25 protein-coding genes are annotated in these 21,330 nt (G+C 64.2%); 10 read left to right on the top strand and 15 right to left on the bottom strand.

Features of this window, described 5'->3' with window-relative positions; genetic code table 11:
• Nucleotides 1-128: 128 nt before the first annotated feature.
• Nucleotides 129-1,004 (top strand): hypothetical protein, encoded by an 876-nt coding sequence (locus tag D9R08_RS06590; protein WP_121897211.1) that lies wholly within the window; start codon nucleotides 129-131, stop codon nucleotides 1,002-1,004.
• Between the two features lie 129 nt (nucleotides 1,005-1,133).
• Here the strand turns inward: D9R08_RS06590 and D9R08_RS06585 are convergent, their stop codons facing one another.
• Together D9R08_RS06585 and D9R08_RS06580 are read right to left on the bottom strand one after the other, a co-directional pair.
• Nucleotides 1,134-1,859, bottom strand: a complete 726-nt coding sequence (locus D9R08_RS06585) for an SGNH/GDSL hydrolase family protein (protein ID WP_121897210.1) — start codon at nucleotides 1,857-1,859, stop codon at nucleotides 1,134-1,136.
• Between the two features lie 23 nt (nucleotides 1,860-1,882).
• Complete coding sequence (locus D9R08_RS06580; RefSeq protein WP_121897307.1) at nucleotides 1,883-2,146, bottom strand: DUF2312 domain-containing protein; 264 nt, start codon at nucleotides 2,144-2,146, stop codon at nucleotides 1,883-1,885.
• Between the two features lie 134 nt (nucleotides 2,147-2,280).
• Here D9R08_RS06580 and D9R08_RS06575 point away from each other — a divergent pair, with 134 nt between their 5' ends.
• Entirely contained in the window at nucleotides 2,281-2,496 is a 216-nt protein-coding gene (locus tag D9R08_RS06575; RefSeq protein WP_121897209.1) for a hypothetical protein, read from the top strand.
• Between the two features lie 312 nt (nucleotides 2,497-2,808).
• Complete coding sequence (gene ggt, locus D9R08_RS06570; RefSeq protein WP_121897208.1) at nucleotides 2,809-4,608, top strand: gamma-glutamyltransferase; 1,800 nt, start codon at nucleotides 2,809-2,811, stop codon at nucleotides 4,606-4,608.
• Between the two features lie 63 nt (nucleotides 4,609-4,671).
• Here the strand turns inward: ggt and D9R08_RS06565 are convergent, their stop codons facing one another.
• From D9R08_RS06565 to D9R08_RS06550, 4 genes are all read right to left on the bottom strand, one after another.
• Nucleotides 4,672-5,721, bottom strand: a complete 1,050-nt coding sequence (locus tag D9R08_RS06565) for an ABC transporter ATP-binding protein (RefSeq protein ID WP_121897207.1) — start codon at nucleotides 5,719-5,721, stop codon at nucleotides 4,672-4,674.
• Between the two features lie 175 nt (nucleotides 5,722-5,896).
• Nucleotides 5,897-6,085: a hypothetical protein gene (locus D9R08_RS06560; RefSeq protein WP_121897206.1), complete on the bottom strand. Its 189-nt coding sequence runs from the start codon at nucleotides 6,083-6,085 to the stop codon at nucleotides 5,897-5,899.
• A gap of 45 nt (nucleotides 6,086-6,130) precedes the next feature.
• Nucleotides 6,131-6,379 (bottom strand): hypothetical protein, encoded by a 249-nt coding sequence (locus D9R08_RS06555; RefSeq protein ID WP_147450625.1) that lies wholly within the window; start codon nucleotides 6,377-6,379, stop codon nucleotides 6,131-6,133.
• Nucleotides 6,380-6,441: 62 nt separating this feature from the next.
• Entirely contained in the window at nucleotides 6,442-6,759 is a 318-nt protein-coding gene (locus tag D9R08_RS06550) for a TraR/DksA family transcriptional regulator (protein WP_121897204.1), read from the bottom strand.
• A 177-nt stretch (nucleotides 6,760-6,936) separates the two neighbouring features.
• Here D9R08_RS06550 and D9R08_RS06545 point away from each other — a divergent pair, with 177 nt between their 5' ends.
• Genes D9R08_RS06545 through D9R08_RS06520 form a run of 6 tightly spaced genes read left to right on the top strand, consistent with a single transcriptional unit; the run spans nucleotide 6,937 to nucleotide 10,958 of the window.
• Nucleotides 6,937-7,800 (top strand): MBL fold metallo-hydrolase, encoded by an 864-nt coding sequence (locus tag D9R08_RS06545; RefSeq protein WP_121897203.1) that lies wholly within the window; start codon nucleotides 6,937-6,939, stop codon nucleotides 7,798-7,800.
• Between the two features lie 15 nt (nucleotides 7,801-7,815).
• Entirely contained in the window at nucleotides 7,816-8,244 is a 429-nt protein-coding gene (locus tag D9R08_RS06540; RefSeq protein WP_121897202.1) for a YeeE/YedE family protein, read from the top strand.
• Nucleotide 8,245: 1 nt separating this feature from the next.
• A complete protein-coding gene (locus tag D9R08_RS06535) occupies nucleotides 8,246-8,671 on the top strand; it encodes a DUF6691 family protein (RefSeq protein ID WP_121897201.1) in 426 nt (141 codons plus the stop codon).
• Between the two features lie 20 nt (nucleotides 8,672-8,691).
• Nucleotides 8,692-9,126 carry a TIGR01244 family sulfur transferase gene (locus tag D9R08_RS06530; RefSeq protein ID WP_121897306.1) on the top strand — a complete coding sequence of 145 codons (435 nt, stop codon included), beginning with the start codon at nucleotides 8,692-8,694 and terminating at the stop codon, nucleotides 9,124-9,126.
• Nucleotides 9,123-10,013: a DMT family transporter gene (locus D9R08_RS06525; RefSeq protein ID WP_121897200.1), complete on the top strand. Its 891-nt coding sequence runs from the start codon at nucleotides 9,123-9,125 to the stop codon at nucleotides 10,011-10,013. The genes D9R08_RS06530 and D9R08_RS06525 overlap by 4 nt, the downstream gene beginning before the upstream one ends.
• Nucleotides 10,014-10,040: 27 nt before the next feature.
• The gene (locus tag D9R08_RS06520; RefSeq protein ID WP_121897199.1) at nucleotides 10,041-10,958 is read left to right on the top strand and encodes a lysophospholipid acyltransferase family protein; all 918 of its coding nucleotides are present in this window, start codon (nucleotides 10,041-10,043) and stop codon (nucleotides 10,956-10,958) included.
• On the opposite strand, the gene D9R08_RS06515 is transcribed toward D9R08_RS06520, so the two are convergent.
• From D9R08_RS06515 to D9R08_RS06490, 6 genes are all read right to left on the bottom strand, one after another.
• Nucleotides 10,955-11,656 carry a DUF1223 domain-containing protein gene (locus D9R08_RS06515; protein WP_121897198.1) on the bottom strand — a complete coding sequence of 234 codons (702 nt, stop codon included), beginning with the start codon at nucleotides 11,654-11,656 and terminating at the stop codon, nucleotides 10,955-10,957. The two genes, D9R08_RS06520 and D9R08_RS06515, sit on opposite strands and share 4 nt — an antisense overlap.
• Before the next feature lie 82 nt (nucleotides 11,657-11,738).
• On the bottom strand, nucleotides 11,739-12,188 hold the full coding sequence (locus D9R08_RS06510; protein ID WP_121897197.1) for a methyltransferase family protein: 450 nt from the start codon (nucleotides 12,186-12,188) through the stop codon (nucleotides 11,739-11,741).
• Nucleotides 12,185-12,994: an FkbM family methyltransferase gene (locus tag D9R08_RS06505; RefSeq protein WP_233557305.1), complete on the bottom strand. Its 810-nt coding sequence runs from the start codon at nucleotides 12,992-12,994 to the stop codon at nucleotides 12,185-12,187. Before D9R08_RS06505 ends, D9R08_RS06510 begins: the two co-directional genes overlap by 4 nt.
• 148 nt (nucleotides 12,995-13,142) lie before the next feature.
• The gene (locus D9R08_RS06500) at nucleotides 13,143-13,964 is read right to left on the bottom strand and encodes a glycosyltransferase family 25 protein (RefSeq protein WP_121897195.1); all 822 of its coding nucleotides are present in this window, start codon (nucleotides 13,962-13,964) and stop codon (nucleotides 13,143-13,145) included.
• Nucleotides 13,965-13,968: 4 nt separating this feature from the next.
• On the bottom strand, nucleotides 13,969-14,997 hold the full coding sequence (locus D9R08_RS06495; RefSeq protein WP_121897194.1) for a glycosyltransferase: 1,029 nt from the start codon (nucleotides 14,995-14,997) through the stop codon (nucleotides 13,969-13,971).
• Entirely contained in the window at nucleotides 14,994-15,746 is a 753-nt protein-coding gene (locus D9R08_RS06490) for a glycosyltransferase family 25 protein (RefSeq protein WP_121897193.1), read from the bottom strand. Before D9R08_RS06490 ends, D9R08_RS06495 begins: the two co-directional genes overlap by 4 nt.
• Nucleotides 15,747-15,880: 134 nt before the next feature.
• On the opposite strand from D9R08_RS06490, the gene D9R08_RS06485 reads away from it, so the two are divergent.
• Nucleotides 15,881-16,711, top strand: a complete 831-nt coding sequence (locus D9R08_RS06485) for a glycosyltransferase family 25 protein (protein WP_121897192.1) — start codon at nucleotides 15,881-15,883, stop codon at nucleotides 16,709-16,711.
• Here the strand turns inward: D9R08_RS06485 and D9R08_RS06480 are convergent.
• The 3 genes from D9R08_RS06480 to acnA form a co-directional block, all read right to left on the bottom strand.
• A complete protein-coding gene (locus tag D9R08_RS06480) occupies nucleotides 16,689-17,405 on the bottom strand; it encodes an SDR family NAD(P)-dependent oxidoreductase (RefSeq protein WP_158598939.1) in 717 nt (238 codons plus the stop codon). The two genes, D9R08_RS06485 and D9R08_RS06480, sit on opposite strands and share 23 nt — an antisense overlap.
• 34 nt (nucleotides 17,406-17,439) lie before the next feature.
• A complete protein-coding gene (locus tag D9R08_RS06475; RefSeq protein WP_121897305.1) occupies nucleotides 17,440-18,240 on the bottom strand; it encodes a dimethylarginine dimethylaminohydrolase in 801 nt (266 codons plus the stop codon).
• 101 nt (nucleotides 18,241-18,341) lie between these two features.
• A complete protein-coding gene (acnA, locus tag D9R08_RS06470; RefSeq protein WP_121897190.1) occupies nucleotides 18,342-21,119 on the bottom strand; it encodes an aconitate hydratase AcnA in 2,778 nt (925 codons plus the stop codon).
• Between the last annotated feature and the right edge of the window lie 211 nt (nucleotides 21,120-21,330).

Here is a 21,330-nt window from a genome sequence, read left to right as displayed (position 1 = left end):
TGCCCGGTCCGGACGCGGCCCTCCGGCACCGTCAGTCAGGATCGCCCGTAAGCAAGGGGGTTTGCGTCACGTCCGGCGCGTGTATAGGTTTGGCCGCAACGGAAAAAAGCGGTTTGGGTTTGTCAGTAATGCAGGTTGTCTATCACCTCGGCGCGCCATGCACCGATGAAGATCAACTGATCCAATCGCTATTGAAAAATCGCGCGGTTCTGGCCCGGAGCGGAATCGTCGTGCCACCGCCCGGGCGCTATCGCGCCGTGATCCGCGATGCGTCGCGCGCCCTGAAGGGCGCGCCCGCATCCATGGACGTTCAGGATGCGTTGCTCGATGCCATCACGGAGAGCGACCGGTGCGACCGGCTTGTCCTGTCGGATCCGCGCTTCATCTGTATCAATCGGCTGGTCGTTCAGGGGGCACAGATCTGGCCGATGATCGAACGGGAGACGACCAAGCTGCGCAATCTCTTTCCCGGAGCGCAGGTGGAATTCTTCATCGCGATGCGCGACCCCGCAACGCTGATCCCGGCAATGTTCAACGCGTCGCGTTTCAACGATTTCGACGAGTTCACACATGGGGTGCAGCCCAAGGCCGTCGCCTGGTCCGAGATGCTGCAACGGCTTAACCGTGCGCATCCCGATTGCCCGATCACCGTCTGGAACAATGAGGATACGCCGCTGATCTGGGGGGAGATCCTGCGCGAAATGGCGGGGCTTGGCCCGGGGCAGGTTCTGAACGGCGCCGACGACTTGCTGGAAAAGATCATGGAACCGGCCGGGTTCAAACGGATGCAGGCCTATCTGGCGCAGCATCCGCCCCAAACCGAGATGCAGAAGCGACGGATCGCGGCCGCATTTCTCGACAAGTTCGTTCTGGAAGAGGCCTTGGAGGAAGAACTCGACGCACCCGGCTGGACCGAGGAGCTGATCGAGGAGATCAGCGCGCATTACGAGGCGGATATGGATCACATCACGGCCGTGCCCAACCTGACCTATATCGCCCCGTAAACGCGGCTTGCCCGCCTTGGTCGGCACCCACCGCGCGGCCCTTGCCACCGGGGGCCGCCGCGCAGGGCTTTCAAGCGCCCCCCGCCGCCTGGCACCGGACAACCCCACGCGAAGCCCGCCGTCGCGCCTTCAGGTCTGGTCGGGAGGCCAGTCCGCCCGGATATGTCCGGCGACGATTTCTGCCCATTTCGCGTAGACATCCGGGCCCGGGTGAAACCCGTCCGGCGCCATCAGGGCCGCATCCATCTCGAAGCTGAGCGGGATGTAGCGGGTCCGAATATCCGCCGAGGCGAGGCGTCGGATGTGGACATCGAAACGTTCCGCCCGCCGGCCCAGCACCCATCTGAGCGGCTGCGGCAGCAGCGGAAAGTACCGCACCGGCGGCAGACCGGAGAGATAGATCAGCCGCGCCCCGAACCGGGTCTCCAGCAGGTCGACCAGCGCGGCCTGCCGCGCAAGCCATCTGCGAAGCGGCACGAGCTTTGTCACGTCATTCACGCCAAGCGCCACGATCGCGATATCGAAGGGGCCCGGGGCCGGGTCCTGCCGTGCCAGCCGGTGCAGCGTATCCTGCGTGGTCGCCCCCGTTTTCGCGATCAGATGCCAGTGAACCTGATACTCGCGGGAAAGCGCCCCGGCCAGTTGCCCGGACAGCGCCTGATCCTGCGTCGCGACGCCGACACCTGCGGCCGAACTGTCCCCCGCGATCAGGATCCGCAATACCGGCCCCTGCCCCACCCGCGCGCGGCGCGGACCGTCGGGTTCCGGCAGGTTCAACGCCTTTTTCCGGGTCCAGATCGCCTGCCCCGCCAAAAGCGGGAACAGGGCCACGCGAGCGAAAAGATCAAGCGCCATTCATCCCCCGGAGCAGGTCTTGCCTAGCGCATGCCAAGCGCTTCCTTGTACATTTCCAGAACCGCCTCTTCCTCGGCGATATCGTCGGGCTCGCGTTTGCGCAGCGCCACCACCTTGCGCAGGATCTTGGTGTCATAGCCACGCCCCTTGGCCTCGGCCATGACCTCCTTCTGCTGATCGGCGATATCCTTCTTCTCCGCTTCCAGCCGTTCGATGCGTTCGATGAACTGCCGCAACTCGTCGGCGGTCACACGGTAGCTGTCGGATTGGGGGGCGCTGTCGTCCATCATGTCACGGGCCTTTGCGTTTGGAGGATCGGGCAAAAGCTCTACCCTTCTGTCCGTGGGCCCGCAAGAGAGGCTGGACCTGTGTCTGGAAATTGCGCAAACTGAACGCCCGCAACGAATAGGAAATACGCCTCATGGAAGTGTTGATCTGGATTGGAACGGGTCTTGCGGCTCTGGGGCTTGTGGCCATAGTTTATTGCATCGTCGCGGCGATCTCCGCAAAGCGGGCCAACCTCTCCGATGACGAATTGCGCGCGCGCCTGCAGCGGGTTGTTCCGATCAATATGGGTGCGGTTCTGGCATCCGCGCTGGGCCTGATGACGGTCGTGATCGGCGTTTTTCTCACCTAGGTCGCGCACTGCCCGGCCCGGGCTTTGGGCGCCATCGCATCCTTCACCCGACCGCGATGATCGGGGACTGATGACAGCCCGCAGCACTAGCGACACGAACCTGTGCATACCGGCCCGGCTTTCGACCTCGACCGGTCTGTGCAGCCCATCTTTTCCGCCTGCCACGGACGGGCCTGCCGTTCGGTCGTCTGGCGCATTTTTGAGCCGCGTCACCTCCGGCCCGCGCGGGTCCGCCGCCAGCGCGCCATTGCCTTGCCGGGCAGTTTGACGCAGGCTCTCCTGACATCATCCCCAGAATGAAAGGTGCCGCCCATGCCTCGCCTCCTCCCTTCAGCCACAGCGCTTGGCCTGATCCTCTTTGCGGCCTCCGCGCTTGCCCAGCAGGCGGCTGATGCCGTCGCACCGGAGATCGCGACCGAAGCGGGGACCATGGCGCTCTCGGAGGCGGCCCTTGCCGCGGTAGCCGCGCGCGATGCGGGCCAGCCTGTGACATCGGAAAACTGGATGCTCGCCGCCGCCAATCCGCTGGCCGTCGAGGCCGGGGCCGACGTTCTGCGCGCCGGGGGCACCGCCGCCGATGCGATGGTTGCCGTGCAGGCCGTTCTGGGGCTGGTGGAGCCGCAATCCTCGGGGCTTGGCGGCGGGGCTTTTCTGGTCTGGTACGACGCAGCCACTGGCGAGATCACCACCCTGGACGGGCGCGAAACAGCACCTCTGGCCGCGACACCCACCCTTTTTCAGGACGAAAACGGCGAACCGCTCGGCTTTTTCGATGCGGTGGTGGGCGGCCTCTCGGTGGGGACGCCCGGCACACCCGCTTTGATGGAGGAGGCGCACCGGCGCTGGGGCCGCGCCAACTGGGGCGGCCTCTTCGACGCCGCGATCGGCCATGCCGAGGACGGGTTCCCCGTCTCCCCACGCCTGGCCGGGGCCATCGCCAATGATGCGGAGCGGCTCTCCACCTTTCCGGCGACGGCGGCCTATTTCCTGCCGGACGGCGCCCCGCTGGCCGAGGGCGCGCTGCTGAGGAACCCCGCCTATGCCACGACGCTACGCGCGATGGCCGCAGGTGGGGCGGATGTCATCTATTCCGGTCCGATCGCGGAAGGTATCGTCGACACTGTCCGCAGCGCCGAGGGCAATCCGGGTCTTCTGTCCTTGCGCGATCTGGAGATTTACGAGGTCGTCGAACGCGCCCCGGTCTGCGTGACGTACCGCGCCCATGAAGTGTGCGGCATGGGCCCACCTTCCTCCGGCGCGCTGACCGTGGGGCAGATCCTGGGCATGGCCAGCGCCTTCGATCTGTCCGCGCTCGGCCCCGACAGCGCCGAGGCGTGGCGGATCATCGGCGATGCCTCCCGGCTCGCCTTCGCGGACCGGGGTCGCTACATGGCTGACAGCGATTTCGTGCCGATGCCCACGCAAGGGCTGGTGGACCCGGATTATCTGGCCGATCGCGCCACGCTTCTTGAGGGCGATGACGCCCTGCCCGAGGTTGCCCCGGGAGAGCCCGCCTGGGATCACGCGTTTCTCTGGGCCGATGACCAGTCGCTCGAACTGCCGTCGACCAGCCACATCTCGATCGTCGATGGCGACGGCAATGTGCTGTCGATGACAACGACTATCGAAAACGGCTTCGGCGCCCGGCTCATGGCGCCGGGCGGGTTTCTTCTGAACAACGAGCTGACCGATTTCTCGTTCCGGACCCATGACGATGGCCGCCCCATCGCCAACCGGATCGAGCCGGGCAAGCGCCCCCGCTCCTCGATGGCGCCCACGATCGTGCTGCGCGATGGCGCGCCGGTGCTGGCCGTGGGCTCCCCCGGGGGCAGCCGCATCATCGGCTATGTGGCGCAGACCATCATCGCCCATCTGGATTGGGGCATGGATGTGCAGCAGGCCGCCGCCATGCCCCATCTGGTCAACCGGTTTGGCACCTATGATCTTGAAGAAGGCACCAGCGCCGTCGAGATGGAGGGGCCGCTGACCGATCTAGGATACGAGGTGAATATACGCGGCCTGAATTCCGGCATCCATGTGATCGCCATCGGCGAGACTGGGTTGCAGGGCGGTGCCGATCCGCGCCGCGAGGGCATCGCCCTGGGCGAGTAACCCTGTCTGCGCTTCCTCGATGCTTGCCGCGCAAGCATTGGGGGAAGCCGCTTCCTGCGGGGCTCAATCCAGACGCGCGCCGGTCTCCGCGTGAAACGGGTGGCAAATCTCGGGCGGCACCGAAATGCCGACCTGATCGCCGATCTCCGCGCGATAGTCTTTCGACGCCTTCACCGCGACCAGCGCGTTGCCCGCGCGCACCGTGACCATGGTCGCATCGCCCAGAAGCTCCATCGTATAGACCGGCGCGTTGATCTGCCCCTGCCCCGCCGTGGTCACCGCCGCATCCTCGGCCCGGAAGCCAAGCGAAACCTTTCCTGCGCCTGCGTTCAGACCACTGATTTCGACATTTCTGCCCCGGAAGGTTCCACTGTCGATCTGCCCTTCCATCAGGTTCATCGCGGGATTGCCGATGAAACCCGCCACGAAGGTGTTCGCGGGCCGGTCATAAATATCCGTTGGTGTACCCACCTGTTGCACCACCCCGGCCTTCATCACCACAACCCGGTCCGCCAGTGTCATCGCCTCGATCTGGTCATGCGTGACGTAGATCGTCGTGACCTTCAGTTCGTGGCTGAGATTCTTGATCTGCGCGCGGGTCGATACCCGCAGCTTGGCGTCGAGATTGGACAGCGGCTCGTCCATCAGGAAGACCTGCGGCTCGCGCACGATGGCCCGGGCAAGCGCCACGCGCTGGCGTTGCCCACCCGACAGCGCCGCAGGTTTGCGGTGCAGGAACTCGGTCAGTTCGACCATCTCGGCCGCTTTCCTGACCCGCGCGTCATGTTCCGCCTCGGGCACCTTGCGCACTTTCAGCGGGAAGCGGATGTTCTGATAGACATCCATGTTCGGATAAAGCCCATAGGACTGGAACACCATGGCCACGTCGCGATCCTTGGGGTCGAGTGTCGTGACCTCCCGGTCGTCGATCCAGATCTCGCCTTCGGTCGGATCCTCAAGGCCCGCGATCATCCGCATCGTCGTGGTCTTGCCGCAGCCGGAGGGACCAAGCAGAACCAGGAATTCCTGATCAGGGATCACAAGATCGAAGTTGTCGACACCGATGAAACTGCCCCAGCGCTTGCAGACATTCTTGAGCCGGATTTCCGCCATGGTCCCGCACCTCCAAGGGTCGCAGATCATCTAGACAGGCGCAGCCGGATCCGGCAACCGCCTTTGCATAGGAATGCAACAGGCTGGCGCACTAAAGTGGACTTATCAGGCAACCTGAAATCCGGTCGCCCGATCCGAAGACGGGAAAAGATCCCCGCCAAGCAAGGTGGCGATGTCAGACAGGCATATCGTTGAACAGATCGTCCAGCCTGTCATCTTCAGCGGATTGGGTCCTTTTCGCCTGCTCCGCCAGCTTGGAGCGTTTGGCAACCGTCGTATCGGGCTTTCGCTCCCCGTCTCTCTTTTGCTTGCGCAATTCCGTATGTGCGCCCTCTTTGGGGCCGTCCTTGGATGTCTCTGCCATGGCAGGCTTTCCTTTCTCTGGGGCCCATCCCTCGCCGTCGGTCGTTCAGATGGGCAAGGAGTTGATCGCCGCGCGATAGGTCACGCGACGGATCTGTCGGGCGTTTTCCGGACCGGTCTTCCGTTCCGGCGTCAGTTCGGCCATTCGCATTTGTGCATCCGCCGCCAGAACCTCCCGCTGCCAGTCCACATAATTGCGGATGAGTCGTTTCTGGACCGCCGTTCCGGCCTTGCGGCTGGTCAGAAAATCGTAAAGGGCCGCCTCCATTTCGGTATCGGGTCGTTTCGGTGCCATTGAATTTCCCCCCTTGCAGGCACCTCCCCACGTGCCTGCATCGAATTGCGTTCCGCTTTTCCTTATACAGCGCATCTCCTGCAGAATGGCGTGAAAGGCAAAAGATCCAACCGCTCTTCCGAGATCGCCTCATCGCATTTGGTGCACAAACCGTATTCGCCCGCCTCGATTCGTGCCAGCGCGGCCTTTATCTGGCGGATTTCCGCCTGACCGCTGACGCCCATCTGTTCCAAAACCTCGTCGTCTTCGCGCTCGGTCGCCAACTCCTCCCAATCCTTCGATTGATGGCTGTCGAGCTCGTCCTCGATTTCGTGCAGCCGCTCTTCGAGATCGGCCAATCGGTCGAGGAGCTGTTGTTTACGCCTTGCCAGATCGGTCATGGAATTCCCCCAATTGAAGGGGCTGCGCCCGTTCACAGCGCTGGCCCGACCCCGATCCTAGCGCCGCCCGACCGGGCCAGCTTTGACCTCGATCAAGCTGATCTGCAGAGCGGCCTTGACCTTGGCGGAAGAAACCCAACATAATTGACAATGCCAACTTAAACGATGGAGAGACCGATGCACCCAGAGATCACACCGTTTTTTGACGATGCGACCAATACCGTGTCCTATGTGGTGCGTGACCCGGGCGGCAAGGCTGCCGCGATAATCGACAGCGTGCTGGATTTTGACCAGCCGTCCGGCCGGACGACAACCGACAGCGCCGACGAAATCGTGGCCTTCGTCAAGGCCGAGGGGCTGGACGTGCAATGGGTTCTGGAAACCCATGTTCATGCCGATCACCTGAGCGCGGCCCCCTATCTGCAGGAGCAGTTGGGCGGCAAGATCGGGATCGGCAAGAACATCACCATCGTGCAGGACACCTTCGGCAAGATCTTCAACGAGGGCACCGAATTCCAGCGTGACGGCAGCCAGTTCGATGCGCTTTTCGCCGATGGCGACAGCTTCCATGTGGGCCAGATGCGCGGCGATGTGATGCATACGCCCGGCCATACGCCCGCCTGCATGACCTATGTGATCGGCGATGCGGCCTTTGTGGGTGACACGCTGTTCATGCCCGATTTCGGCACCGCGCGCTGCGATTTCCCGGGCGGCTCGGCCGAGGATCTCTACAATTCCATCCAGCGCATTCTGGCCCTGCCCGATGAAACGCGGGTCTTCGTCGGCCATGATTACAAGGCTCCCGGACGGGACAAATACGCCTGGGAAACCACGGTGGGCGAGCAAAAGGCCCTGAACGTGCATATCGGCGAAGGCCGCCCGATCGAAGAGTTCGTAAGGATGCGCGAGGAACGCGATGCCACTTTGGGCATGCCGCGCCTGATCCTGCCGTCGTTGCAGATCAATATGCGCGCCGGCCAGATGCCCGAGCCGGAAGACAACGGAACCTCGTATCTGAAGCTGCCGCTCAACACGCTCTGAACCGAAAGTGCCATCATGGAAATCCAGTATCTTTACGGCCTGCTTGGCGGGCTGATCATCGGCGCGGCAGGGGCGCTTTACCTGCTGGTTAACGGCCGGATCATGGGCGCGAGCGGGATCCTGGGCTCGGTCGTCGATGGGTCGGCCGCCGGCGATGACCGGACCGAAAAGCTGGCCTTCATCGGCGGATTGGTGGGCGCCCCGGCCCTGGTGGCGTTGGTCTTCGGCGCAAACCCCACCAATCTGTCCTCCAACATCGCGGTGATCGTCGCGGCAGGGCTTCTGGTGGGGATCGGCACCCGGATCGCGAATGGCTGCACATCCGGCCATGGCGTCTGCGGCATCTCGCGGCTGTCGCTGCGTGGAATCGTGGCGACCGTGTTCTACCTGCTGGCCGGCGGTATCAGCATGGTGCTGTTCCGCCATATCCTGGGGGTGATCTGAGATGCGCAGTGTTGTGGCCGCGCTTGCGGGCGCTCTCTTCGGTCTGGGCCTGATGCTGTCGGGCATGACCGACACCAACCGGGTTCAGGGCTGGCTGGATATCTTCGGTGCCTGGGATCCCACACTGGCCTTCGTTCTGGGCGGGGCGATCCTGCCGATGGCAGTGGCCTGGCGATTGACCCGGGCCACCGCGACGCCGGCGCTCGGCACGGCCTTTCCGCCGCCGCCCGAGCCGAAACTGGGCCGAAACCTGGTGATCGGCTCCACGCTTTTCGGCGCGGGCTGGGGCCTTGCGGGCCTCTGCCCCGGCCCGGCCATGGCGTCGCTTGCCTGGGGCGGATGGGGCGGTGCCCTCTTCCTTCTGGCCATGGTAGCAGGCATGGTGGCCACACCGCCACTGCGTCGGCGGTTTTCCAGTTTGGCCTGACAGAAAGGATGACCTTGCAGATGGACCTGCGACCGATCACCGAAACCTACTCCGTTGCTCCGCAACTGGAACCGTCCGACATGCCGGCACTGGCCCAAGCAGGCGTCAGCACCGTGATCTGCAACCGCCCGGACGCGGAAAACCCGCCCGCCCTTCAGGCCGCGCAGATGCAGGCCGCGGCCGAAGCGGCGGGGATCGCCTTCGTCTTCAACCCGATCATCGGCGGCGGGATGACCATGGACAACGTGGAGGAACAGGCCGACGCGATCGCCGGCGCGGACGGGCCCGTGGTCGCCTATTGCGCCAGCGGCAACCGCAGCAGCATCGTCTGGGCCCTGACCAGAGCGGGCCGGATGCCGACCGACGAGATTCTCGCCGCGACCCGCGCCGCGGGATACAATCTCGACGGCGTCCGGCCCCAGATCGAAGCCCTGGCGGAACAGTCGAAGGGGTGAACCGCTTCACGCCGACGGCGCAGGGCATTCTCTACATGCTGGCCGCGATCTTCCTGTTCTCGGCCATGGATGCGCTGGCCAAGCTGCTGACCGGTCGCTTCGACGTGTTGCAGGTGGTCTGGGCCCGTTATGCGGGCCAGACGCTGGTGGTGATGGCCGTCCTTGCCCCGCGGCTGCATCTGCTCATCCGCACCCGGCATCTTGAACTGCAACTGCTCCGCTCGGGCTTCCTCTTCGCGGCGACGGTCTGTTTCTTCACCTCGCTCAGCTTCATGGAAATCGCGTCGGCCACGGCGGTGATGAACATCCATCCGGTGCTTCTGACCCTGGGGGCCGCCCTGATCCTGCGCGAAGCCCTCGGGCCGCGCCGGATTTTCGGGATCGCGGCGGCGATGGCCGGAGCGCTGATCATCATCCGGCCCGGATCGGACATGTTCACACTTGCGGCCACCCTGCCCCTGCTCGGCGGCGTATTCTATGCAAGCTATGCGCTCAGCACCCGGTTTCTGGGCCGCGACGAGGGCATTCTGACCTCGTTCCTCTATACCGCGCTGATCGGCATGGTGGTGGCTAGCGCCATCGTGCCCTTCGTCTGGACACCGCCCGATCTGGCCGAACTGGGGCTGTTCCTGCTGTTGGGTATCGTCGGCGCGGGCGGGCAGCTTCTGCTGATCAAATCGCTTACCGTCGCCGAGGCGGGCGCTGTGGCGCCGTTCGGCTATGCCGGGGTGATCTTCGCCACGTTGTGGGGGCTCTTCGCCTTCGGGGAAAGACCCGATGCCATGACGATTGTCGGTGCGCTTGTGATCATCGGAGCCGGCGTCTATGTCTGGCACCGCGAAACCCGGGCCCGGCGCGCACCTCTGGCCGCGCCATCGGCCCGCTGAGCCCGCCTTGAGAGGATCCCGAGAGATATGGGCGTGTCCAATGCGCAAAGCTTCACCCCACGGGACTGGCTGACCGACCGCGCCGCGCGCGGGCTGATCGGACTGGCCCGCACCATGCCCTATCGCTGGCGTGTGCCGATGATGGGCTGGCTGATGCGGCGGGTGGTGGGGCCGGCGACCGGCGCGCGCGGGCGGGCGCTTGCCAATCTGGCCCATATCTGGCCCGACATGCCCGACGACCGCGCGGCGCGGATCGCCACCGCCGTTCTGGACAACACCGGCCGCACCCTGATCGAGAATTACTCGACCGCCGGCCTACTGGCGCGCGCCAAGAGCTGGGAGCCGTCGGGCCCCGGTCTGGCGGCCTTGGCCGACGCGCGCGCGGCCGGGCGCCCGGTGCTGCTGATCACCGGGCATTTCGGCAATTACGAGGCGGCGCGCGCCGCATTGACGGTGCGGGGCTATTCCATCGGCGGGCTCTACCGCCCGATGAACAACGGATACTTCAACCAGCATTACGTCACGACAATGGAGGGGTTCGGCGGTCCGGTCTTCCCCCGTGGTCCCAAGGGGGTCGGCGGGTTCGTCAAGCATCTGAGATCGGGCGGTCAGGGCGTCTTGCTGATCGACCAGTATTTCGCCGCCGGTGAACTCCTGGACTATCTCGGACAACCCGCGCCGACTTCGCTGTCAGCCGCAGAGATGGCGCTGAAATACGACGCGCTCCTGATCCCCTTCTATGCCCGGCGGAAGGAGAATGGCCTGGATTTCGACGTAACGCTGGAGGCCCCCGTCGCCCATGGCGACACCCGCGCCATGACGCAGGCGCTGAATGACAGCCTGTCGGCCAGGGTGCGCGAAACGCCAGAGCAATGGTTCTGGGTTCACCGCCGATGGAAACCCGGGCGGCAGGCCCGCTACTTCTCGAAACCTACCGACGACTAATCCAGCCGGGCCGCGCCCAGTATCGCGCCATAGCCGCTTGTCTGCACGATCACCGCCAGCGGGGTGTCATCCTGCGGACGGACGCGCGACTGGAAAACGCCCGCCCCGTCCCATTCACCGATCACCTGCCAGGAGGTGACCACATTGTGATACTCGGCGACCTGGCCCGCATTTTCACCGCGGCTGATACTCACCTCTTCATGGGGGGAGTATCCGACAAGCTGGACAACCATCATCGGGCGCGGCGGGGGCATGCCGGTTTCCGCACGCACGACATACTCCGCCCCTTGCCGGGTCACGACGATCTCGACCGGGTTCGATTGTGCACGGTGCAGGTTGATCAGATCGGCCACATTCATCGGCCGGTAGCCCACCACATGATCGACACCGCCGATGACCATCTGCGGCGTGTAGACCACAGTAGAACCGGCGGCATGCCCATAGCCGTGCTGGCGTGCGGTGTATTCCGGGGTCGCGAATGTGTCCGCCCAGCCGATGTAATCCCAATAATCCACATGCAGGCTGAGCGCGAGGATGTCCTCCCGCTGGGCCAGTTCGCCCAGAAGCGCATCTGCGGGCGGGCACGAAGAGCAGCCCTGCGAGGTGAACAACTCGACCACCACAAGTTCATCTGCCTGTGCGGCTGCCGCAGGCATCAGCCCGGCGCAGGCCATCAGGAAGGACAGTATCAGCCGCATGGGTCGCCTTTCGTCTTGGTGTTGCCCGACATAGCTAGCCGCGCGCGCTGCCAGTTGCCAATCAAGGATTTGCGAGACGGCGTTACAACCAGCGCCGCGTCCTCTGCAGATAGCGGCGGGCCTCAAGCCCGAACGCCCCGATCAGGCGTTCCTCTTCCGGCTCGATAAAGCGTCGGGTCAGGACCGCCACGAACAGAACCGGCAGCAATACCGGGCTGAGAACCCCCAGCCAAAGCACAAATCCCGTCAGGATCATCAGCATGCCCAGATAGATCGGGTTGCGGGAATATGTGTAGGGGCCCTCGACAATCAGGACCTGCGGATCGTGATGAGGTTCGATCGTGGTTTTCTTGCGCGCGAACCAGATCGCGGACCAGACAATAAGGGCCAGCCCCGCAAGGGCCATGACGCCACCCGCAACCCGAAACACCGGCCCGAACGCCGTGACCAAAGGCAACGCGCGCGCCAGAAACCACGCGAGGAAGAGAAACCCCGCCAGCCAGATCGGCGGAAGGTCGGTGAAGCCTTTCATTGCTGACGGGCCGTATTTCGATAGATCGCCGTCACTCGGCGAAACTGCGCTTCGACAAGACGGAATCCACGCTCTGTAAGAAAGCTGTTGACCTCGACGAAGGTGTGCTGCTGCGCGCGACCGCGTTCATATCCGCAATCCACGGCGACATAGTCGATATTCTGCAAACTTGCTTCGGCGCCTGCAAGGACTTCCGGCTCGGCCCCTTCGGCCTCAAGCTTGAAGATGTTCGGGCCGGCCGCATCATCGAGATCAACGGTATCATCCAGTCTGGCGCCCTGAACCTGCGTCGTGCCGATGCTGGAATCCATTTCGAATATCGAGCCATCGCCCGTGTCCGGCTTGCTATGGAATGTCAGCATCGCGGGCTCTTTCCACAGCGCGGCACGATGCGTTTCCGCGCGGCCGTCAAAATTGTTCAGATCGCAGCATCGCGCCTCGGCAGGTTCGGGTTCGAACGCCACGTAACGCATTCCGCGGTTCCGCGCCCAGAATCCCATTTCTCCGACATTTGCACCGCAATCGATGAATGTGCCGCCTCCGGGGATGTCCAACCGGTCGATCTGATACTGTCGGACCAGATCACTGATGGCTGCCTGCACGCCCCGCCGGTAGCGACGATGTCTGCCCCGGCGGCAGATATGGATGGCCGCGTCAGCATCACTGACAAGCAGCGTTCCATCAGGTCCGTGCGGCCTGACCCGGTGTTTGTATCCGCGCAGGGCGGAAACCAGGTTGACCCCCGCGCAATACGCCGGGAGAGGCACGGAATTGAGCAGGGAAATCAACTTGTCTTCCGGCGCCAACAGCATACCCCGTCTCTAGCTTCGCGCGCTCATAACACGGCTTACCAAGGGTTGAAACCGGCGCGCCGCAGGCATCGCACTGAAATCCGTCCACCACAACCCGAGCCGCCGCACGGATCGAAAAACCCTGTCGGCAAGCGGGATGAGGTCAATCCGTACCTTTCGCATCCAGTGTTTTCACATAGATCTCCGGCCAGTCCGCTGCCGGAACGATATGCCGGCGGCTGGCGGTGAACACGCGAAGAACCTGCCGCAAGCCCATCCGTATCTGCGCCATGATCCGCCGCCGTCGGAACCCGTATCTCCGGAGCGTCGAATACCCGTCCATGGCCGCCGGCTTCCGCACCACATCGATGAGAGAGGTCGTGGGGATCGCCTGCGGCACACCATAGGCCGCGCACTGGTCTAGCTGGATCGCCTGCGCCGGATCCGCCTGATAGCTGGCCATGTCGTAGGTCGCGCTGATGATCGCGTCGGATGGTCCGCCTACCGTGGCGGCGTGGCGCAGGAGTTTCCGCGCGCCGGCCGGTGTCACCACGTAGGCCGCGGATCCCGTCCGGTCCTGCCAAAGCCGCCGGATCGGGACCCCCGGATGCGGCACGCGGGCCACCAGCTTCTTCCGTCCGCGGGTTTCCAGACTGATATGCTCCACACCGCCCAGCTCGTCGACAGACTGCAGAAACCCGGGCAGACCGCTGGCCAGAACCGCGTCATCCTCAAGCACCAGACAGGGCGCATCCAGCACTAGAACCCTTCGCCAGGCCGCCATGTGGGACGCGCAAAGCGCCATTTCCGTCACCCGCAACGGGCGCTGCCAGCGATGCCAGACCGGATCCGCCGCCGGCGGGGTCAGCGTGGCCGGGGTGACCGCCTCGATCCGCTCCCAGTCGAACCCGAAATGCCGCATCTGTGCGGCCATGAACGCCATCCGGTCCGTGGCGGCAGCCATGTTGATGATCAGCACGCGCATCGGCTCAATACCGCCCGCCGAAAATCTCGAAATACTGATCCAGCACCCGATCCTTGGTGAATTTCGCCTCCAGCGTGGCGGTGCCTGCGGCCACCAGATGCGCCGCAAGGCCCGGCTCCTCCCTCACCCGCGCGATCGCCGCCTTCATACCCGCCACATCGTCGATCTCGACAAGCAGGCAATCCTGCCCGTCAGCCGCGAACCAGCTTGGCCCTTCGGAGCGTGTGGATATGGTCGGCACCTGCGCCTTCCAGCTTTCCAGAATGACGTTGCCCAGCGGTTCATGGCGCGATGGCATCACGAAAACATCGCAGGCGGCGACATGATGCATCGGCTCATCCACCCAACCCGGAAACCGGGTCCGCTCGGCCAGGCCAACCTCCGAGACAAGCGCCTCAAGCTCTGCGCGCCGTTCGCCGTCGCCCAACAGCCAAAGCCAGGCATCCGGAATCTGCGCGACCGCGCGGATCAGAACATCGAATCCCTTGCGATGCACGAACCGGCCCGAGCCACAGATCACGAAGGCATCGTCAGGCGTGTTCATCGAAGCCCGGTCGACCGGCACAGGCGTCACCTCGCGGGCAAAGTTGGAGATCACGAGGGCCGGTTTCCGCCAGCCCAGATCGCGGCAGGCCCGTACGATGCCGGGCGTGTTGCCGACTATCAGGTCGTTGTACCGGAAATTCCGCAAATGGCGCGGGTAGTCGCCCATACGGGTGAGCTTGACCGCGCCGGGATGGTTCGGGATCAACCGGGAGGAGCGCGACATCCACGCCATGATCACATCCGGCCGCCAATCGCGGATCATCCGATGCACCCGCCAGGTCAGCAGGGCCGAGCCGGGCGAGATGCGGCGATAATGGCTCTCGATGATCGGCCCAAGCGGGGCGATCTCATGCTTCCAGATCCGGTTTGGCCGAGTGACGAACCGCTGCTCCGCGCCGCGCTCGCCGAACGCTTGCACGAGGTTGACGAAAAACCGCTCCGCGCCGCCGTCCTTGCCGAAATGCATGTGCAGGATTTTCTTGCTCATTTCGTCCGACCTCGCGTTCGGCGCAACTGTCGTTCATAGCGCATCTGGTAGCGTAGGTTATGCCATGCCTGCCCGACACGCGATCGGTCTGAGCGCATCGCGCGGCGGGTTTGCCCGATCGTTCCCGTCTCCGCCTCCTGATCACCCACTTCAATCGGTGGCGGAGTGATGAGCGCGACGCGCAGACCCGTTTCCCAGAAGAATTTCTGGTCCTCATCGACGGGCCGGAAGACAGGCAGTGCGCGGGCAACGAGCCGCTCAGCACCGACTTTCGTCACGCCATAGCCGATGAGGCAGGTCGGCACGCGGTAAGGCATGCCGATGGTGAAGGGCCCAAGGGGCGCCGTGTCCAGCATCTTCGGTTCCGCGTCAAAGGAAAACAGTTTGACCATGTCCCAGCGCTTCTGAGGTATGCTCAACAGGCGCAGGGCCTCCCCCAAATGTTCATTGGCCGCGAAATCATCCTCGAAGATGAACCCGCCCCCTGCACTGCCCTCAGCAATTCCGCGCCACGCTTCGATGTGGCTCAGATAGCACCCGATTTCGGGGGGAACCAAAGGGTGCTTGGCGTCGCGCCTATTTCGCTCAGCGTCGTAAACTTCCGCCAGCTCCGCCTCGCTCAGGGCCCAGCCATTCACACCCTCGATCCGCAGCCACGGCAGACCCCGAGCCTCCAATTGGCGGGCACTGTTCTCCATCCGCCGGGTGTTGGCGGCCAGATTGATCACATAGGAGGGCCAGGGGTCCATTGGCAAACGGGCCTTATCTTGCGGAAAGACCCGCCCATTTATGCGCGGCACCGCCTGAAAACAAGCCAAGCCCGCCAGTCTTGCCCAGCCGCCCCTGTTCATGACAGAAGGCGCGAACAAGATCGGCCGGACCCATGCCCCAGACGCTGCCAGCTTTCGTCATCAACCTCGACCGTCGCCCTGACCGGCTGGAGCGGATCGGTGAGCATCTGGCGGAACGCGGGGTGACCTTTGAGCGAATCGCGGCCTGCGATGCCAGATCCGTAGCCGAGGAACAGATCGCGCGCGTCGTCGCCACTCATGGACCGCTTGGGCAACTGGGTCAGGGCGACCGAGCCTGTACCGTCAGCCACACGCTCGCCTGGGAGCAGTTTCTCAAAAGCTCCGCCAGCCACGGATTGTTTCTTGAGGACGACATCTATCTCGCCGGGGATCTGATGCAGATCCTGGCGGATGCTGACTGGATCCCGACCGAAACCCATGCCGTGAAGCTTGAGAAATACGGAGACGGCGCCTCCCGGCTGTTGCTCGGCCCGAAGATCGGACAAACACCCTCGGGACGGGCCCTGCATCCGATGTGTTCACGCCATGTGGGCGGCGGCGCCTATATCCTGTCGCGCGCCGGCGCCCGGGCCGCGCTGGACTGGCGCGGCCGGATCCGAGTGCCGGTGGACCATTTTCTCTTCAACGACACGGTATCCCCTTTGCGCCGGATGCTCAGACCCGCGATAATGGTGCCCGCCATGGCGACGCAGCGCGCCTATGACTACAACTCCGACATCGCCGCTCTGGGTAAGGCGGTCCGGCCCAGGGGCTTGCGCAAGACGCTGCGAACGCTCCGCCGGGGCGGCAACGAGATCAATCAGTCTCCGCGCCAGATCCTGCAATACCTGACGGGCCGGGCCCGGCTGATGGATGTGGAGTTTGCCGAAGCACCGCCAGCTACAACTGATAGCCGCCGCTGACGCCCAGGATCTCGCCGGTGATGAACCCGGCCTCCTGCGACAGCAGGAAGGCCACCGCGGCGGCAATATCCTCGGGCCGGCCGACCCGCCCGAGGGGTGTTTCCGCAATGACCTTCTCCACAATCTCCTGCGGGCGCGGCCTCTCCTCCAATTCGATCAGGCCCGGTGCGACGGCATTCACCCTGATACCAAGCTGCCCGAGATCGCGGGCATAGGCGCGCACCGCCCCGTCCAGCCCCGACTTGCTGGCCGCATAGGCGGCGGCGCCAGCCGGCGGGCGCGTCGCATTGATGGAGGAGATTGCGACAATGGCGCCGCCTTCGGGCAGAACCGCCCTTGCCGCATCCATCATGGCGATCGGCGCTGTCAGGTTGATCTCGATCAGCGCGCGGTGCGCGGCCGTCACCCCGCCGACGGGCCCTTCGGCCTTCCCCGCCGCATTGCACACGATCTCGTCCAGCCGGCCCGTGCGTTCGGCCACATCGCGGACCAATGCCTCAGCCGCTCCGGGCTGGCTCAGATCGCAGGGCAAGGCCTCGACCCGCTTCCCCAGTTCCACCACCAGCGCGCGCGCCTCGGCTTCGCGGCTGAGATAGGTGAACACCACCCGCCGCCCGTCTCGCGCCATGCGTCTGACGATCGCACGGCCGATGCCGCCCGCAGCGCCGGTAACCAAACAAACCCGATCGGACATAGCAACCTCTTTCATTTGCAGAGCATCGGCTGCTCTAGGGTTTCAACCGCAGGGAATACCTGAGCGACAGACAGGATAATCCTCCGTCAAGCAGGGCCGCCTGCGACATCGGCAACTGCCGGATTTCGTAGCCCACCCGGTCCAGCCGCTCCGCCGTCCGCGGGAACCCGTCCGACAGGAACACCGGCGCATTGAACCGGATCGCATTGGCTGCGCCCTCCTCGCCCGACGCGGTCTCGATAACGCGGTAGCCGCTGAAACAACCCGTCGCGGCCAGACGTGGCGACGCGAGGATCGTCTCCGGGTCCAGAAGGCTGCTTTCCGTCTTGAAATGCAATATCTCCGCAGGCGTCTCGACCACCCGCATCCGATAGCCGAGATCTTCGACGATCGGACGAAGCGCGGCGACACCGGCCGCATCCGTGCGGGCCGAAAGACCGACCATCACCTCCGTATCCGAACACAGAATGTCGCCGCCATCGACGCAGCCCGGGCCGCCAAGGTCGCGGATCTCCGGAAACAGGCGCGACAGATCGGGGCGAAGTGCGGCCACCTCTCCGCGGCGGGTCGGGGCCTCCGGGCGCAGAAGGATCGCGACACCGGCAAGACAGAGCGCCGGATCTTCGATGAACACGCTGTCGGGAAAGGCCTCCTGCGGCTCCAGCACAGTGACCTCTGCGCCGGTCCGGCGCAACGCGGCGACATAGGCCGCGTGCTCCCGCGCGAAGAGATCCGCATCGGGCGCACCCCGGTCTTCGGCGCGCAGCCCGGCTGTCACCGACCGGGATGGGGCGCGGCACAACGCATGGGTAAAGGTGATCGAATGCCCGCTCATCATGGGTCATCCTGCCCGCCACAGCCCCGGTGGCAAGCCCCAAACGAAAACAGCCCCGGCGCGGCGGCCGGGGCTGTTTCCCATGATCTTATATCAGGATATCAGGCCACGCGGGCCAGGTCGCGCAGGACGTAATGCAGCACGCCGCCATGCTCCACATATTCCTTCTCGATCGCCGTATCGATCCGGCATTTGAGCTGGATTTCCCTGGTGGAGCCATCCGCGTAGGTGATCGTGCAGGGCACGATATCCTGCGGTTTCAGATCTCCCGCCAGCCCGGTGATCGACACGGTCTCGTCGCCTTTCAGACCAAGGCTCTTGCGGGTGTCGCCGCCCGTGAACTCGAACGGGATCACCCCCATGCCGACAAGATTGGAGCGGTGAATACGCTCGAAGCTTTCGGCGATCACGGCCTTTACGCCCAGAAGGTTGGTGCCCTTCGCGGCCCAGTCGCGGGACGATCCGGCCCCGTATTGCTCCCCTCCGAAGATCACCAGCGGGGTGTCGGCCTCGGCATAGGCCATCGCCGCGTCGAAGATCGAGGTCTGCTGCCCGTCGGGCCCGAGCGTATAGCCGCCCTCGACACCATCCAGCATCTCGTTCTTGATCCGGATATTGGCGAAGGTCCCGCGCATCATCACCTCGTGATTGCCGCGCCGGGCACCGTAGGAGTTGAACTCCCGCACCGGAACCTGGCGTTCCACCAGATACTTGCCCGCGGGTGTCGTGTCCTTGAACGAACCCGCGGGGCTGATGTGGTCGGTGGTGATCATATCGCCCAGAATGGCCAGGATCTTGGCGCCCTCGATATCCGAGATCACGCCGGGCTCCATCCCCATGCCCTGGAAATAGGGCGGGTTCTGCACATAGGTCGATTGCGGCGGCCAATCATAGGTCTGGCTGTCGGTCGTTTCCACGCCCTGCCACTTCTCGTCCCCCTTGAAGACATCGGCATATTTCGACTGAAACGCCTCGCGAGTCACGGTCTTCTCGACCAGTTCGGCGATCTCGGCCTGGCTCGGCCAGATGTCCTTCAGATAGACATCGTTGCCGTCCTTGTCCTGACCAAGCGGCTCGCGGGTGATATCCACATTCATGTCGCCCACCAGAGCATAGGCCACCACCAGCGGCGGAGAGGCCAGATAGTTGGCGCGCACATCCGGGCTGATCCGGCCTTCGAAGTTGCGGTTGCCCGACAGAACCGAAACCCCGATCAGGTCATGGTCGTTGATGGCCTTGGAGATCTCCGGCGCAAGCGGACCGGAATTGCCGATACAGGTGGTGCAGCCATAGCCCACGAGGTTGAAACCGATTGCGTCCAGATCTTCCTGAAGCTCGGCGGCCTCCAGATAAGCGGAGACGACCTGGCTGCCCGGTGCAAGCGAGGTCTTGACCCAGGGCTTGCGGTTCAGGCCCAGTTGCCGTGCCTTGCGTGCCACCAGCCCCGCGCCGATCATCACATAGGGGTTCGACGTGTTGGTGCAGGAAGTGATCGACGCGATGACAATGGAGCCGTCATGCATCTGATAGGCGCCGCCCTCGGCATCGACATAGCCGCGCTTGTGATGGCCTTCGTCGCCGGGGATCGCGACAGGTTCGGGCGCGCCGCCCTCGCCTTCCCAGCGGATTTCCTCCTTCGGGCCGGCATCCTTGCCTTCGCGCTCGCCCTTCACATAGGCCGTGAAGGCCTTCGCGGCGGCATCAAGGGCAATGTGATCCTGCGGGCGCTTCGGGCCGGAAATCGCGGGCACGACCGTGCCCATGTCCAGCTCCAGCGTGTCGGTATAGACCGGCGCATAGCCCGGGTTCCGCCACATGCCGTTTTCCTTGGCATAGGCCTCCACCAGCGCGAGCGTGTCTTCGTCCCGGCCGGTCTGGCGCAGATAGCGGAGCGTCTCGTCGTCAATCGGGAAGAAGCCGCAGGTCGCGCCATATTCGGGCGCCATGTTCCCGATCGTCGCCCGGTCGGCCAGCGGCACATTGTCCAGCCCGTCGCCATAGAACTCGACGAACTTGCCGACAACGCCCTTTTCGCGCAGCAACTGGACAACCTTCAGAACCAGATCGGTCGCGGTGGTGCCTTCGACCATCTTGCCGGTCAGCTTGAAGCCCACGACCTCGGGGATGAGCATCGAAATCGGCTGGCCCAGCATCGCGGCCTCAGCCTCGATGCCGCCCACGCCCCAGCCCAGAACGGCGGCGCCATTGACCATCGTGGTGTGGCTGTCGGTGCCGACAAGCGTATCGGGGTAGGCGACAATCTCGCCGTTCTGATCCTCGTCGGACCAGACGGTCTTCGCCAGATACTCCAGGTTGACCTGATGGCAGATACCGGTGCCCGGCGGCACCACGCGGAAATTGTTGAACGCGGACTGGCCCCATTTCAGGAAGGTGTAGCGCTCCATGTTGCGCTCGTATTCGCGGTCCACATTCATCTGGAAGGCGCGCGGGTTGCCGAACTCGTCGATCATGACCGAGTGATCGATGACCAGATCGACGGGGTTCAGCGGATTGATCTTTTCGGGGTCGCCGCCAAGCGCCACCAGCCCGTCGCGCATCGCGGCCAGATCGACCACCGCCGGGACCCCGGTGAAATCCTGCATCAGCACGCGGGCGGGTCGATAGGCGATCTCGCGGGGGTTCTTGCCGCCCTGCGCCGCCCATTCCGCGAAGGCCTTGATGTCATCCACGCTGACCGTCTTGCCATCCTCGAAGCGCAGCATGTTCTCCAGAACCACCTTCAGCGCGGCGGGCAATTTGGAAAAATCGCCCAAACCCGCGGCTTCGGCGGCGGGGATCGAATAATAGGCGTAGGACGTGTCGCCGACTTTCAGCGTTTTGCGGGTGCCGGATGAATCGTGTCCAACGGTGATGGGCATGGGCTAGGGCCTCCCTATAATCCAGTGGAATTCGGTTGGTGCTGCCCCGGGCTATGCCACCAAGACCGGAGCCGATCAAGACCGGACAGACGGGGTGCGACACTTTTTGTATGCCATTGCATACCGTTTATCAACCCCCCGCCCGCAAGACAGCCGCGGCGCAACGTCCTGCGACACCGATCTGGGCCTTCCCTCGCCCCGGTGTTTCGGA

It is taken from the genome of Rhodophyticola porphyridii, assembly GCF_003688285.1.
Classification (GTDB): domain Bacteria; phylum Pseudomonadota; class Alphaproteobacteria; order Rhodobacterales; family Rhodobacteraceae; genus Rhodophyticola; species Rhodophyticola porphyridii.
This window is presented reverse-complemented; position numbering and strand designations above follow the sequence as displayed.

Excerpts from the sequence above, each read along its gene's own strand:
- D9R08_RS06560 (WP_121897206.1), bottom strand. The coding sequence starts at position 6,085 with ATGGCAGAGACATCCAAGGACGGCCCCAAAGAGGGCGCACATACGGAA.
- D9R08_RS06495 (WP_121897194.1), bottom strand. The coding sequence starts at position 14,997 with ATGAGCAAGAAAATCCTGCACATGCATTTCGGCAAGGACGGCGGCGCG.
- D9R08_RS06515 (WP_121897198.1), bottom strand. The coding sequence starts at position 11,656 with ATGCGGCTGATACTGTCCTTCCTGATGGCCTGCGCCGGGCTGATGCCT.
- D9R08_RS06485 (WP_121897192.1), top strand. The coding sequence starts at position 15,881 with ATGCCCCAGACGCTGCCAGCTTTCGTCATCAACCTCGACCGTCGCCCT.
- D9R08_RS06585 (WP_121897210.1), bottom strand. The coding sequence starts at position 1,859 with ATGGCGCTTGATCTTTTCGCTCGCGTGGCCCTGTTCCCGCTTTTGGCG.
- D9R08_RS06580 (WP_121897307.1), bottom strand. The coding sequence starts at position 2,146 with ATGGACGACAGCGCCCCCCAATCCGACAGCTACCGTGTGACCGCCGAC.
- D9R08_RS06490 (WP_121897193.1), bottom strand. The coding sequence starts at position 15,746 with ATGGACCCCTGGCCCTCCTATGTGATCAATCTGGCCGCCAACACCCGG.
- D9R08_RS06530 (WP_121897306.1), top strand. The coding sequence starts at position 8,692 with ATGGACCTGCGACCGATCACCGAAACCTACTCCGTTGCTCCGCAACTG.
- acnA (WP_121897190.1), bottom strand. The coding sequence starts at position 21,119 with ATGCCCATCACCGTTGGACACGATTCATCCGGCACCCGCAAAACGCTG.
- D9R08_RS06500 (WP_121897195.1), bottom strand. The coding sequence starts at position 13,964 with ATGCGCGTGCTGATCATCAACATGGCTGCCGCCACGGACCGGATGGCG.
- D9R08_RS06555 (WP_147450625.1), bottom strand. The coding sequence starts at position 6,379 with ATGGCACCGAAACGACCCGATACCGAAATGGAGGCGGCCCTTTACGAT.
- D9R08_RS06520 (WP_121897199.1), top strand. The coding sequence starts at position 10,041 with ATGGGCGTGTCCAATGCGCAAAGCTTCACCCCACGGGACTGGCTGACC.
- D9R08_RS06565 (WP_121897207.1), bottom strand. The coding sequence starts at position 5,721 with ATGGCGGAAATCCGGCTCAAGAATGTCTGCAAGCGCTGGGGCAGTTTC.
- D9R08_RS06550 (WP_121897204.1), bottom strand. The coding sequence starts at position 6,759 with ATGACCGATCTGGCAAGGCGTAAACAACAGCTCCTCGACCGATTGGCC.
- D9R08_RS06590 (WP_121897211.1), top strand. The coding sequence starts at position 129 with ATGCAGGTTGTCTATCACCTCGGCGCGCCATGCACCGATGAAGATCAA.
- D9R08_RS06545 (WP_121897203.1), top strand. The coding sequence starts at position 6,937 with ATGCACCCAGAGATCACACCGTTTTTTGACGATGCGACCAATACCGTG.
- D9R08_RS06535 (WP_121897201.1), top strand. The coding sequence starts at position 8,246 with ATGCGCAGTGTTGTGGCCGCGCTTGCGGGCGCTCTCTTCGGTCTGGGC.
- D9R08_RS06510 (WP_121897197.1), bottom strand. The coding sequence starts at position 12,188 with ATGAAAGGCTTCACCGACCTTCCGCCGATCTGGCTGGCGGGGTTTCTC.
- D9R08_RS06475 (WP_121897305.1), bottom strand. The coding sequence starts at position 18,240 with ATGAGCGGGCATTCGATCACCTTTACCCATGCGTTGTGCCGCGCCCCA.
- ggt (WP_121897208.1), top strand. The coding sequence starts at position 2,809 with ATGCCTCGCCTCCTCCCTTCAGCCACAGCGCTTGGCCTGATCCTCTTT.
- D9R08_RS06480 (WP_158598939.1), bottom strand. The coding sequence starts at position 17,405 with ATGTCCGATCGGGTTTGTTTGGTTACCGGCGCTGCGGGCGGCATCGGC.
- D9R08_RS06575 (WP_121897209.1), top strand. The coding sequence starts at position 2,281 with ATGGAAGTGTTGATCTGGATTGGAACGGGTCTTGCGGCTCTGGGGCTT.
- D9R08_RS06540 (WP_121897202.1), top strand. The coding sequence starts at position 7,816 with ATGGAAATCCAGTATCTTTACGGCCTGCTTGGCGGGCTGATCATCGGC.